General features: G+C 57.9%; 17 protein-coding genes. 9 read left to right on the top strand and 8 right to left on the bottom strand.

Going from position 1 to position 12303, the window contains the following annotated elements; translation table 11 throughout:
* Window positions 1-58 precede the first annotated feature (58 nt).
* From trxA to VOI29_RS00680, 3 genes are all read left to right on the top strand, one after another.
* Window positions 59-379, top strand: coding sequence for a thioredoxin (gene trxA, locus VOI29_RS00690; RefSeq protein WP_323775542.1), 321 nt, complete (start codon window positions 59-61; stop codon window positions 377-379).
* Window positions 380-536: 157 nt separating this feature from the next.
* The gene (locus VOI29_RS00685) at window positions 537-884 is read left to right on the top strand and encodes a Lin0512 family protein (protein WP_323775541.1); all 348 of its coding nucleotides are present in this window, start codon (window positions 537-539) and stop codon (window positions 882-884) included.
* Complete coding sequence (locus tag VOI29_RS00680; protein WP_323775540.1) at window positions 881-1252, top strand: Lin0512 family protein; 372 nt, start codon at window positions 881-883, stop codon at window positions 1250-1252. Before VOI29_RS00685 ends, VOI29_RS00680 begins: the two co-directional genes overlap by 4 nt.
* 52 nt (window positions 1253-1304) lie before the next feature.
* Here the strand turns inward: VOI29_RS00680 and VOI29_RS00675 are convergent, their stop codons facing one another.
* Window positions 1305-1496: a DUF1127 domain-containing protein gene (locus tag VOI29_RS00675; RefSeq protein WP_323775539.1), complete on the bottom strand. Its 192-nt coding sequence runs from the start codon at window positions 1494-1496 to the stop codon at window positions 1305-1307.
* Between the two features lie 220 nt (window positions 1497-1716).
* Here VOI29_RS00675 and hslV point away from each other — a divergent pair, with 220 nt between their 5' ends.
* The 4 genes from hslV (at window position 1717) to VOI29_RS00655 (ending at window position 5870) form a co-directional block, all read left to right on the top strand.
* A complete protein-coding gene (hslV, locus tag VOI29_RS00670; protein WP_323775538.1) occupies window positions 1717-2280 on the top strand; it encodes an ATP-dependent protease subunit HslV in 564 nt (187 codons plus the stop codon).
* 1 nt (window position 2281) lies between these two features.
* On the top strand, window positions 2282-3352 hold the full coding sequence (locus VOI29_RS00665; protein ID WP_323775537.1) for a hypothetical protein: 1071 nt from the start codon (window positions 2282-2284) through the stop codon (window positions 3350-3352).
* 13 nt (window positions 3353-3365) lie between these two features.
* A complete protein-coding gene (hslU, locus tag VOI29_RS00660; protein WP_323775536.1) occupies window positions 3366-4676 on the top strand; it encodes an ATP-dependent protease ATPase subunit HslU in 1311 nt (436 codons plus the stop codon).
* A gap of 78 nt (window positions 4677-4754) precedes the next feature.
* Window positions 4755-5870, top strand: coding sequence for an alpha/beta hydrolase (locus VOI29_RS00655; RefSeq protein WP_323775561.1), 1116 nt, complete (start codon window positions 4755-4757; stop codon window positions 5868-5870).
* A gap of 6 nt (window positions 5871-5876) precedes the next feature.
* On the opposite strand, the gene VOI29_RS00650 is transcribed toward VOI29_RS00655, so the two are convergent.
* The 3 genes from VOI29_RS00650 to VOI29_RS00640 are packed head-to-tail and all read right to left on the bottom strand — an operon-like array spanning window position 5877 to window position 8170.
* Window positions 5877-6464, bottom strand: a complete 588-nt coding sequence (locus VOI29_RS00650; protein ID WP_323775535.1) for a Smr/MutS family protein — start codon at window positions 6462-6464, stop codon at window positions 5877-5879.
* Window positions 6465-7517 (bottom strand): murein transglycosylase A, encoded by a 1053-nt coding sequence (locus VOI29_RS00645; protein WP_323775534.1) that lies wholly within the window; start codon window positions 7515-7517, stop codon window positions 6465-6467. It lies immediately after the preceding gene.
* Complete coding sequence (locus VOI29_RS00640) at window positions 7514-8170, bottom strand: Tim44/TimA family putative adaptor protein (RefSeq protein WP_323775533.1); 657 nt, start codon at window positions 8168-8170, stop codon at window positions 7514-7516. The genes VOI29_RS00645 and VOI29_RS00640 overlap by 4 nt, the downstream gene beginning before the upstream one ends.
* A 114-nt stretch (window positions 8171-8284) precedes the next feature.
* On the opposite strand from VOI29_RS00640, the gene VOI29_RS00635 reads away from it, so the two are divergent.
* The gene (locus tag VOI29_RS00635; protein ID WP_323775532.1) at window positions 8285-8785 is read left to right on the top strand and encodes an FxsA family protein; all 501 of its coding nucleotides are present in this window, start codon (window positions 8285-8287) and stop codon (window positions 8783-8785) included.
* Between the two features lie 55 nt (window positions 8786-8840).
* Complete coding sequence (gene secB / locus VOI29_RS00630; RefSeq protein WP_323775531.1) at window positions 8841-9329, top strand: protein-export chaperone SecB; 489 nt, start codon at window positions 8841-8843, stop codon at window positions 9327-9329.
* Window positions 9330-9404: 75 nt separating this feature from the next.
* Here the strand turns inward: secB and dnaQ are convergent, their stop codons facing one another.
* The 4 genes from dnaQ to VOI29_RS00610 are packed head-to-tail and all read right to left on the bottom strand — an operon-like array spanning window position 9405 to window position 12142.
* On the bottom strand, window positions 9405-10130 hold the full coding sequence (gene dnaQ / locus VOI29_RS00625; RefSeq protein WP_323775530.1) for a DNA polymerase III subunit epsilon: 726 nt from the start codon (window positions 10128-10130) through the stop codon (window positions 9405-9407).
* A complete protein-coding gene (gene coaE / locus VOI29_RS00620) occupies window positions 10123-10716 on the bottom strand; it encodes a dephospho-CoA kinase (RefSeq protein WP_323775529.1) in 594 nt (197 codons plus the stop codon). Before coaE ends, dnaQ begins: the two co-directional genes overlap by 8 nt.
* Window positions 10713-11546 carry a shikimate dehydrogenase gene (locus VOI29_RS00615; protein WP_323775528.1) on the bottom strand — a complete coding sequence of 278 codons (834 nt, stop codon included), beginning with the start codon at window positions 11544-11546 and terminating at the stop codon, window positions 10713-10715. Before VOI29_RS00615 ends, coaE begins: the two co-directional genes overlap by 4 nt.
* Window positions 11543-12142, bottom strand: a complete 600-nt coding sequence (locus tag VOI29_RS00610; protein ID WP_323775527.1) for a nucleoside triphosphate pyrophosphatase — start codon at window positions 12140-12142, stop codon at window positions 11543-11545. The genes VOI29_RS00615 and VOI29_RS00610 overlap by 4 nt, the downstream gene beginning before the upstream one ends.
* Window positions 12143-12303: the final 161 nt, after the last annotated feature.

The raw sequence follows: 12303 nt of genomic DNA, 5'->3' as shown, positions 1-12303 counted from the left end.
CGGTTAAGCCGTACCTAGGTTCCAACTCCAGTTGCCACACACTCATGGAGACATGCATATGTCCACCGTAGCCGTCACCGACGCCACTTTTGACGCCGAAGTCAAGAACTCCGATATCCCCGTAGTAGTGGATTTCTGGGCTGAGTGGTGCGGCCCCTGTAAGCAGATCGGTCCCGCTCTGGAAGAACTGGCCGCGGAATTCGGCGGCAAGGTGAAAATTGCCAAGGTCGATGTTGACAACAACCCGAATTCGGCCGCCGCCATGGGCGTGCGCGGTATTCCGGCGCTGTTTATCTTCAAGGACGGCCAAGTGGTTTCGAACCGTGCCGGCGCGGCTCCCAAAGCAGCGCTGCAAAGCTGGATTGAAGAGTCGATCTGACTCTGATCCCTGTTGCAGATTTAAAAGGGCTGTCCCCGCGGGGACAGCCCTTTTCTTTTGCCCGCAAACACTGGTGCACCTGCGGACGGCAAACTGGCTCTTTCCTTTGCGCCCATTGCCTGCAACCGTCCCGCCCAGAACAGGTACAGGAGGCACTATGGCCAAGACACGGGTATTGGTGGAATTCGGCATGGGTACATCGCTCCGGCGTGAAGATTACACCGAAGCCGCTCGCCGCGCGATCAAGGACGCGCTGTGGCATAATTCCGTCAACATGGCGGAACTATTTGATTTTCAGAAAGAAGATATGATCATCGACGCTGAGATCGGGGTCCAGAAACCCGAGTCCGTGGACAAGGATGCGCTGTTGGGGATTTTCCCTTACGGCCAGCCCAGCATCCGTGTTGTGGAAGGGGGGCTCAATATCGACAAGCCCCAAGGCGGGCGCACGGTGATCGCCAATGCGGCCGTGGTTGTGTCCTTTGACATGGAGGCGGAGGAATGAACGAAAAACGCATTATCCTGGAAATGGGCACCGGCAATGATCTGTATGGCCAAAACTACACAAAGGCAGCCCGCCGTGCAGTGCAGGACGCATTGCACCACTCGTCGATCACTCTGTTTTCCAAGCTCGGGATTGATCACAACGAAATGCGGGTGGACGTGACGGTTGCCGTGCAGCAGCCGGAAGCAGTGGATTGCGATTTAGTGGCACAGGATCTGCCGCGGGGCCGGGCCAGCGTGCGAGCCGTGAAAGGCGGGCTGGACGTAGAGGATGCCGAAGCCGGAACGCATCATGTGGTCGCCACTGCTGCAATTGAGGCCTGGCTGCCGGATCAGGCTGGCAAGTATAAAACCAGTGTCCGGAAATGAACAAAGCCGCCCGATAGCGGGCGGCTCATTCAAAACTCTGGATAAACAGGGATCAGATTTTAGAGATATCAGCGCGTTTCATACCAATGTCTTCCAGCTGATCGTCCGACAATTGTGCCAGAGCCTTGCGGGTTTGACGGGCCTCGTTCCATTCCACGAGAGCAGTTTTCACGTTGATCAGTCCGTCGACCACGCGGAGAACGGTGACTGCTCCGAGCGGCGCATAGATGTTTGCGGTAGTCATAGCGCTAGTCCTTCTGAGAAACAGCCGACCCTGTGCCGGTTGTGAACCCCATGTAGGATGTGCGGCTGAGTCTCACAATTGCCGGTTCAACAGCCCCGATTTGCATTTACTGCATAGCAGTGAACAGCCATGCAGCTGCTGCCCGGCAATGGACTTTGCGCGTTCTCTTGTGCCGACGGTGGGATGGTTCCATATAGAGGGCAATAAAGCGGAGGCATATATGGCAGACGATCAATTCCCCGGCTGGCACGGCACCACCATCATCGGTGTGAAGAAGGATGGCCAGGTTGTCATCGCCGGCGACGGCCAGGTGTCGCTGGGGCAGACGGTGATCAAAGGCACGGCCCGCAAGGTGCGTCGCTTGTCACCGGGCGGATTTGACGTGGTGGCGGGTTTTGCCGGCTCGACAGCCGACGCCTTCACCCTGCTGGAGCGGCTGGAAACCAAGCTTGAGGCGACTCCTGGCCAGCTTGCACGGGCCAGTGTCGAGCTGGCCAAGGACTGGCGCACCGATAAATACCTGCAGAAACTTGAGGCCATGCTGATCGTCACCGATGGCGCAGACATGTTTGTCATCACCGGTGCCGGCGACGTGCTGGAGCCTGAGCACAATGTAGCCGCTATCGGCTCGGGCGGGAATTTCGCACTGGCTGCCGCCCGCGGTATGATGGACAGCGGAAAATCCGCCGAACAAGTGGCCCGTGATGCCATGGCCATCGCTGCCGATATCTGCGTCTACACCAATGGCAACCTCACTGTTGAAAGCATAGGCCAGGAAAGCTGACGTGACCCAGGTTGATCAAAATGATCTGCGGGCTGCTGTTGGGTCCGGATTGTTGACCGAGGCCCAGGCCGCGTCGCTTCTGGCTATGGCGCATAGCCGCAGAGGCGCACGGGAGAACCTGGCACCAGGGGATGAACCCTTTGAGCTTTTCAAAGGGTTCAATGAAATCTTCATTGTCATCGGGCTTGTGATCCTGGCTTCTGGCTGGATGGCCTTCACAGCCGTTGATCTGGCTGGGTCAATCGGCGGTTACCAGGACAAGGCGATCTATTCAGCCATCGCCGGCGCAGCCGTGCTATGGATGCTGTCTGAATATTTCATACGCCGCCGCCGCATGGTCGCACCAGCGATTGCTCTTTCCCTTCTGTGGGCCGGCAACGCCGGTGCCGGTTTCTCGGCTGGTTTTTCCCAGCCCTTCATGATTGCGCAAAACGACTATTCAAGCCTGCCGCTGCCATTTGCGCTGGCAACGGCCGCCGTCACTGTGTTTTGGCTCCGCTTTCGCGTTCCTTTTGCCATGGCGCTGATCGCTTTGGGTGTTTTTGTCCTCGCCCTGTTGTCGGGATCGATACAGGCAGGCACCCCTGCCGGGGTGAGCGACCTGTTTCTGCTATCGGCCAGCGGGCCGTTTGCTTGGATCACATTGGCCGTAGGGTTCGCCGTATTTACCGTAGCCATGTCGTTTGATCTCAGCGATCCGCACCGTGTGACCAGACGCTCGGCCCAAGGTTTCTGGCTGCACGTCGTTGCAGCCCCGGCCTTGGTGAATACAATTGCCCTCAGCCTGCTGAACGCCGGAACTTCTGGTTCCAACATGCTGCTGATCAGCGTCCTGCTGGTGTTTGCCCTGATTGCAATCATCATTGACCGGCGCTCGTTCCTGATTGCCGCAATCGGCTACAGTGTTTCCCTCGCAGGAACAGTCTTCAGCGGCGAAGGCACCGCCATTACGATCCTGGCACTTGGCGTGTTCCTGGTGGCTTTGGGGGCCTTCTGGAGCCATATCCGGGCTGTGCTGCTCTCACTCTTGTCTGGCGTGCTGCCGCTTGGCCGGCTGCCGCCATCCCATTGAAACGGAAATATCCATGACTGATCTGACCCCTCGCGAAATCGTCTCTGAACTGGATCGTTTCATCATCGGCCAGAAAGAAGCCAAACGTGCTGTTGCCGTGGCGTTGCGCAGCCGCTGGCGGCGCAAACAGCTTTCCGATGACCTGCGTGATGAGGTGTATCCGAAGAACATCCTGATGATCGGCCCCACAGGAGTCGGCAAGACAGAGATTTCCCGCCGGCTGGCAAAACTGGCGCGCGCGCCCTTCATCAAGGTTGAAGCGACAAAATTCACAGAAGTCGGTTATGTCGGCCGCGATGTGGAGCAGATCATCCGGGATCTCGCTGACGGCGCCATTGCCCAGACCCGCGAATTCATGCGCGAGGATGTGAAGGCCAAAGCTCAAAAATCCGCCGAGAACCGGGTTTTGGAAGCTATCGCCGGCACGGATGCCCGTGAAGCAACCCGCGAGATGTTCCGAAAGAAGCTGAAATCAGGCGAACTGGACGACACAGTGATCGAACTGGATGTCGCAGACACCTCCAATCCGATGGGCAATATGTTCGAAATTCCCGGCCAGCCCGGCGGCAACATCGGCGCTCTGAACCTAGGTGATCTATTCGGCAAGGCGATGGGCGGCCGAACCACCCGCAAGAAGATGACCGTTTCTGAAAGCTATGAGGTGCTGATCAGCGAAGAGGCTGACAAACTGCTGGATGATGAGACCGTGACCCGCATCGCGCTGGAATCGGTGGAGCAGAACGGCATCGTCTTCCTGGACGAGATAGACAAGGTCTGCGCGCGCCAGGAAACCCGGGGCGGCGACGTCAGCCGCGAGGGTGTGCAGCGGGATCTGCTGCCGCTGATCGAGGGCACTACCGTCAGCACCAAACACGGGCCGGTCAAGACCGACCACATCCTGTTCATCGCCTCCGGTGCCTTCCATATTGCCAAACCCTCGGACTTGCTGCCGGAACTGCAGGGCCGTCTGCCGATCCGGGTGAGCCTGCGGGCGCTGACCGAAGCGGATTTCGTGCGTATCCTGACCGAGACCGACAATGCTTTGACACTCCAATACACTGCATTGATGGGCACGGAAGACGTCGAAGTGACCTTTACCGACGACGGTATCGCCGCGTTGGCCAAAATCGCCGCCGAAGTGAACCAGGCGGTGGAAAACATAGGCGCACGCCGACTTTACACAGTGATGGAGCGGGTGTTTGAGGAGCTCTCCTTTACTGCCCCGGACCGGCCGGGCGACACAGTCACTGTGGACGCAAGTTTTGTGAAGAAAAACCTGGGCGAACTTGGCCGGTCAGCCGATGTCAGCCGATACGTGCTGTAAAACACCAGGCAAAATTGCAGCCTCTGGACTTTGGCGGCAGGTGCAGTAGCCTGCCACCAATTGATTGAGGTAAACAAAATGCACGGGCTGCGCCTGATTTCCGGTGTGATCATGGTCTTTCTGGCGGCTTGTACTGACAGATCTTATACGCCAACAGTTCCAGAAGCGCTGGAACTGGGCACACCTAAGACCATTTTTGCCGCCACAAACCGTGAACCGCTGCCTGACGGCACCTTTGGGCCGGACCGCACCGATGCAGTCAGCCTCCTTGAACTCACGGTTTCAATTCCGCCGGATCATAAACCCGGCTCGCTGAAGTTCGGCTATGCGAAACCGGACCCCGTCACTGAATTCACCATGGCGGGACGCAAGACATTCGAAACCGAGGCCGCCTTTTCCATCCGGCTGCAGCAAGAACTGGCAAAGTTTCCCCGAAAGGAGCGCGAAGTCACGGTTTTTGTGCACGGCTTCAATTCCACCCAGGCCGAGACCGCTTTTAGGGCTGCCCAGCTTGCTCATGACATCAACCTCCCCGGGGCAACGGTTATCTATTCCTGGCCAAGCAAGGGCCGTCCGCTTGGCTATGCCTACGATGGCGACAGTGTGCTGTTTGCCCGTGACGGGCTGGAAGCTCTGCTGCGCAAACTGCGCGCTTCCGCGGTCGAGCGTATTGTACTCGTTGCCCATTCCATGGGGGGGCTGCTGACGATGGAAACCCTGCGCCAGATGGAGATCAAATCTCCCGGCTGGACAGCGCAGAACCTGGGCGGTGTCATCCTGATGTCACCAGATTTGGATGTCGACGTGTTTAAATCTCAGATGCGGAGATTCAAGCAGGTGCCGCAACCGTTCCTGATTTTCGTGTCGCGAAAAGATAACGTTCTGACCCTGTCACAACACCTGCGCGGCCTGAATGGCCGTGAACGGCTCGGGAATCTGGACAGCCTTGACGCAGTCAACGGTCTGCCGGTTGAAGTGATCGACACCACGGCCTTTGCAGGTGAAGCGGAGACGCAGCATTTTGTGGCAGCCTCCTCGCCGGCGCTGATTGCATTGCTAAACAGTGCTCGGGAAACCGCGGACTCGTTTACGCATAGACAGGACCTGCTGCGAAAGATCCTGCCGGGTCAAATTGTCATTCAAGACAGAACCATCAAGGTTGCACTGGAAAAAACGCCCGCAGACAACAGATAGGCGGGTTCAACGGCTGCGTCTGAGATAGACGTAGTAGGCACCTTCACCGCCATGGCTGATGTGGGCAGGGGTGACCTGCATCACCGCTTGCGCCAGCGGCGGCAATGACAACCATTGCGGCACCTTGTGGCGCAACACTCCGCGCGGAACCGGCATCGGACCTGGCTCGTCGCGGTGCTTTCCCTTGCCGGTGATCACCAGAACCAGCCGTTTTCCGGAGGCTTGGGCAGACAGGATAAACCGGGTGAGAGCAGGATGCGCGGAGTCGATCCGCATGCCGTGCAGGTCCAGCTTGCCTTCCGGCTTAAGCTTACCGCGCTTCATGCGGCGGAAGGATTTCTCATCCATCTGCACCGGATCGCTGGCCAGGCTGCGGGCAAGAGACGGCTTTAAATCGTGTTTCAGAGGCTTTGGCTTGGCGCGGCTGCCAATCTCAAACGGATCCAGTCCCGGCTCAAGTGGCTTAACCGGTTTGGGTTTCAGCATCGGCGGGGCAGGCGGCTTGGAAGGCCCGCCGGGATGCATGCGTTCCGCGTGTTTCACAACCTTGTGCCAGAGGTCGATCTCATCTCCTGTCAGTTTCCGCCGTGTCATTCAAAGGTCGTCCGGCAGCATCGCATAGGCCCGCTGAATCGGCAGCAGAACAACCATCCGCCCGGGGTCTTTCATCGTTCCAGCGGTCTCGCCGGCGGCATCACCTGTACCGACAAATATATCAGCCCGCTGCGCGCCCTTTATTGCGGATCCTGTATCCTGCGCCACCATCAGGCGGCGCAGGGGCATATGTCCATCCTTTTCCACCCAGACCGGCGCACCCAGCGGAGTGTATGCGGGGTCGGCGGCAATAGTTCGCATCGGCGTGACCGACCGGTTCATTGCGCCAAGCGGCCCTTTGGACGCGGATACTTTGCGCACTTCGCGGAAGAACACATAGGACGGATTGTGGAACAGCAGTTCCCTGCCGTCCGACGGGTTGCGCCGGACCCAGGATTTGATCACTTGGGCACTGACCTGATGGGCGTTGTAGACGCCGCGGCGCACCAGTTCCTTGCCGATGGATTTATAAGGGTGCCCATTGGCGCCGCCGTAGCCAACCCGAATCATCGAGCCGTCCGGCAGGCGGATCCTGCCAGAACCTTGAATTTGCAAAAAGAACAGCTCCACCGGGTCGTCCACCCAGGCAATCTCCAGCCCGCGGTCTGCCAATACACCGCTGGTCAGAATATCCCGCCGGGACAGCCACAAATCGGTGGAGCGGGCCTCGGGCGGCATCTTGTAGGCCGGGTAGCGAAAGCGTTCTGTCGGATAGCGGGAACCGCTCAGCTCAGGTTCGAAATAGCCGGTGAACAGAGCTGGATTGCCATCCTCGATCAGAACCGGGCGGAAGAACAGCTCGAAAAACGCCTGTGCCCCTTCGGGAGTCTGAGCTTGCGCGGCCTTGCACAAGGCAGCCCAGTCGGGATCCCTCAGGTTCTTGCAGGTTTCTAAAAAAACCTGCAGCGCATGGGCATGATCGTCTTTTGCCCAGCCGTCCAATTGGGCAAAATCCAAGATGCTGGACACGGTTTCAGAATGCGCCCCTGAGGCGGTCATCGCGGCACCTGCGAATGCAGCTGCCCCAAATACCCCCCGAAGCGCCGCAATCATGCGTCCGTCGCTACCAGCTGCCAATTGGGATCATCGGCGCCCATGTTGCGGGCAAAGATCCAGGTGTCCTTCTGACGCTTCACAGCCTTGGGATCGCCTTCGACGATGTCGCCACCGCGATCGCGGACAACGGACGTCATTTCACCAACAAACCGCATGGTGATTTCGGCCCGGCCCGTCTGTGTGTCAAATGTGGCATCTGCCACGGTGGTTTCACGCACGCCAACAAACTCGGCCTCGATTTTGAATCCCTGATCCTCACGCTGCGCAACGGCATCCACGAAGCTTTCGAAGACGTCCTCGGCCAGGAACGGCTGGATGTCGTCCAGGTTGCCATGCTCAAAGCCCATCAGGATCATTTCATATGCACTGCGCGCGCCCTGCACAAATTCCTGCACCTGAAAAGACGGTTCAGCCCGCTTCATCTCAGCCAGTGCCAGAGCCTGCGGGCTGCCGTCAGCCACATAATCGGTAATGTCACGGTCCGGGCCGCCTTCGATCACTTCCAGATCGGGCCGGCGGCTCCGCGCTTCGGATTGCGGCAGCGGTGGCTTTTCAAAACCTTCCCGTGATCCAAGTACGCTTTTTAAGCGCAGGATCAGAAACACGGCAATACCGGCCAGAACCAAAAGCTGAATCACAGGCGACTCCATGGATACCTCATGCTAGGCGTTCGTGCTTTGTTTGAAACCAAAGCGATCAGACCTTATGTAGGTGACGGACGGGGGCAAGTCTACCGCCCGGGCGTATGATCGTAAGGAAACTCCATGTATATCTTCCTGGCCTTTCTAATGGTTCCAATCATTGAAATTGCCCTGTTTATTCAAATCGGCGGCGCAATCGGGTTATGGCCGACCTTGGCTATCGTGGTTCTGACAGCGGTGCTGGGCACCTGGCTGGTGAAAACTCAGGGACGAATGGCAATGGGGCAATTGCGCTCGTCTTTCCAGCAAATGTCCGATCCGGCCGAGCCTTTGGCCCATGGTGCCATGATCCTTTTTGCCGGCGCGCTGCTGCTGACTCCGGGGTTCTTTACAGATGCCTTTGGTTTTGCCCTTCTGATGCCACCGGTGCGGCTGGCGGTTTTCCGCTACCTTCGGGCACGTGTCACAGTGGCGCAGTTCCAGATGGGGCCCGGCAGCATGCAGGGCCGTCACTATCCTGGGACCGCCGGCAGGCCGGATGACACCATCGACGGAGATTTCGAAGATGTGACTCCCAGTGACCGTCCAAACGGCCCGTCAGGCTGGGTCGACGGCCCCCGTTGAGCTACCCGAACCAAGCTGCTAAGCACGGTCAAAAGAATTTTTCAGGAGTATCCCGATGGCCGAAAACGGCGAAGCCCAGCAGCAGCCGCAAGTCAAGATGAACATTTTGGGCCAGTTCATCCGCGACATGTCATTTGAAAACGTGATGGCGCAAAAGGGCACCGGCGGCGACGTTCAGCCGGATGTCAGTGTGCAGGTGAACCTGGATGCAAAAAAACGCTCGGTTGAGAACCAGTATGAAGTTGTCACCAAGCTGACTGTTGAATCAAAGAACAAGGAGGGCGGCGAAGTCCTGTTCGTTCTGGAACTGGAATATGTCGGCGTCTTCAACATCGCCGGCGTGCCGGAAGACCAACTGCACCCGTTCCTGCTGATCGAATGCCCGCGCATGACCTTCCCGTTCCTGCGCCGCATCGTGTCGGACGTCACCCGCGACGGCGGCTTCCCGCCGCTGAATCTGGACAACATTGATTTTGTGGCGATCTACCGCAACGAACTGGCCCGCCGTCAGACCGAAGCGGCGGCAGCAGCTCCTACTCAGTAAAGTTTCAAGCCCGCCTAACCAAAAAAACGCCGCTGTGATTCAGCGGCGTTTTTCATTTTTGGATCCTGCCTTGGGTCAGGAAACCTTCCACAAAGCCTCTTCCCCCAGGTTGGCCACGAATTCTTCATGAGCTGCCAGTTCCTCTGCGGTGATCCGCTGGGGCAAAGCCGATGGACGGGGGACAGGGCGCCAGTCATCCTCCACCCGGGTTGTCTCTGAAGTTGATTGGGCAGACAGACCAAAATCCGGCTGGCGGCCGCCGATCAGCTCCAGATAGACATCAGCCAGGATTTCAGAGTCAAGCAGTGCTCCGTGCAAGGTTCGGTTGGTGTTGTCGATATTGAAGCGCCTGCACAGCGCGTCCAGCGTAGCTGGCGAACCAGGAAATCTCTTGCGCGCTATCGCCAGCGTGTCGAGCGCTTGATCCATCGGCAGCTTGGGCAGGCCCATCCAGTCCAGTTCCGCGTTCAGGAACTTCATGTCAAAGCTGGCATTGTGAATGACCAGTTTGGAGTCCTGCACGAAATCTAGGAAACTCTGCCCGACTTTGGCAAAAACCGGTTTGTCCCGCAGCGTCACCGCGCCGGGTTGCGGTTTTTGCGGCGGCTCCAACAGGTCAGGACCGATGCCGTGAACCGAAAACGCCTCAGCCGGCATCGAGCGTTCCGGGTTGATATATTCGTGGTACGTCTTGCCAGTGGGCATGTGATTGTACAGCTCTACCGCACCGATTTCAACAATCCGGTCACCGGAGAACGGATCAAACCCGGTGGTCTCGGTATCAAGAACGATTTCACGCATCTGCCAGTTTCCTCCTGATGTCTGCGAGGATCTCTGTCACCTGCGCCGCGGCGTGCTCAAGCGTGTCCGTCTCGATCGCATAATCGGCGCGGGCGCGTTTCTCCTCAATCGGCATCTGTTTTTGCAGGATATGCTCGAATTGCTTAACCGTCATCGTGCCGCGGGCAAAAACCCGCTCTTTCTGTGTCTCTGCATCAGCGAACACGCAAGCCACTGCGTCCATTTCAGCATCACTGCCCGTTTCAAACAGCAGCGGAATGTCAAACACCAGGATATCGCTTTGCGCTCTTGTCCGGAACTCTGCCCGGTCCTTTGCGACAAGCGGATGCACGATAGCTTCGATATGTTTCAATGCATCAGGATTTTCACTGATGATACACTTTAACCCAGCACGGTTTACCGCGCCATTCTGGATAGCATCTGGGAAGGCCGCGCTCATTGGCCGAACCGCAGCGCCTCCCGCGCTGTAAAGCCGGTGCACGGCGGCATCTGCATCCCAGACCGCACACCCTTTGGCGGCGAACAATTTAGCGGTCGTGCTCTTGCCCATTCCGATGGAGCCAGTAAGGCCAAGGCTGAAACTCATCCGAGAGCCGCCGCCCGCGCTGCAGCATCCACATCAGGGCGGTGTCCGAACCAGCGTTCAAACCCTGGCACAGCCTGATGCAACAGCATGCCCAGCCCATCCACCACAGTGCAGCCAGCATCCTCAGCCGTCAGCAGCAAGTCTGTTTTCAACGGCGCATAGATAAGGTCGGTCACAACCGCATCGGGCTGCAACCCATCCAGCGGAACCCGCAGACGAGGCTTGCCCTGCATTCCCAAGGAGGTGGTGTTCACAATCAGCGCACCTTCTTCGATGACATTACCGGCCTGGACCCATTCGACCACCCGGACCCGGTTGCCAAAGTCCGAATGCAACTGATCGGCCCGGCCGCGGGTGCGGTTGGTCAGCAGGATCTCCCGCACTCCGGCCTCCAGCAATGAGGCAACTACCGCGCGGCAGGCACCGCCGGCACCCAATAGAACCGCCGGGCCGGATTCCGGGTCCCAGTCCGGCGCTCCCTGGTGCAGGTTGGTGATGAAGCCGTAGCCGTCCGTATTGTCGGCGAGGATTGTTCCATCGCTTCGGAAAATCAGCGTATTGGCGGCGCCAATGAGTTTGGCCCGGTCGGTGACCTTATCCGCAATCTCCATAACCGCTTCTTTGTGCGGAATAGTGACATTAGCCCCGACAAAACCCATCTTCGGCATCATCCGGACCGTCTCTGCCAGATCTTCAGGTTCCACATGCATCGGCACATAGTAGCCGGAAATACCATATGTGCTCAGCCAGTGACGGTGGAGCTGCGGAGATTTGGAATGTGCAACCGGACAGCCGATCACGCCGGCGAGCGGGATTTTTGCTACTGTCATTGCTCGATTACCCCTTGCAATCCCAAGTAACTGATAAGCTCCATCAACGGCAATCCCAAAACATTAAAGTAGCTGCCATCGACGCTGGCAAACAGCCGCACACCTTCTTCCTCCAGCTTGTAAGCACCCACCGCATGGCGGATGCTGGGCCAGTTCCGGCCAACATAATCCTCGAGAAATGCATCAGTGCTGTTCCGCATGAGCAGACGGACCTGTCCTACATGGCGCCAGATCGGTTCACCGTCACGGTAAATCACGGCCGCAGACAACAGCATATGCCGTTTGCCACGCATGCCCTTCAGTTGAGACAACGCGTCCTCGGCGCTGGTAGGTTTCGAAAGAAGGTTCCCTTCGAAATCTAGCACCTGATCACATCCCAGCACCAGTTTTCCCGGATGTTTTCCGCTGATTTTACGCGCCTTCGCCTCTGCCAACGCATCGGCAATATCGCGCGGAAGAGCCTCTTCGGCCAAGAGCGCAGATTTGATCGCCTGCTCGTCCAGGCGCGGTACATCGATTTCAAATTCTATCCCGGCCTGACGCAGCAGTTGCGCCCGGATTCCGGAACCAGAAGCCAGCACTATGTGGGCAGTCATGTGGAAAACCCCGTGGGAAAGAAGCAAACGGTTTCAGAACGTTTTGTATGGTTTTCCGCGGTTAAGTAAAGACTCACGGGGTTGACGCACATCCCGGGATTCAGTTCGCTGAGTCGCCCTTTGTGGGTCAGGATAACTTTGCTTTAGTGGATATGCCGGCT

Origin of the sequence: Leisingera sp. (assembly GCF_034669605.1) — a bacterium.
In the GTDB taxonomy this organism is placed as follows: domain Bacteria; phylum Pseudomonadota; class Alphaproteobacteria; order Rhodobacterales; family Rhodobacteraceae; genus Leisingera.
This window is presented reverse-complemented; position numbering and strand designations above follow the sequence as displayed.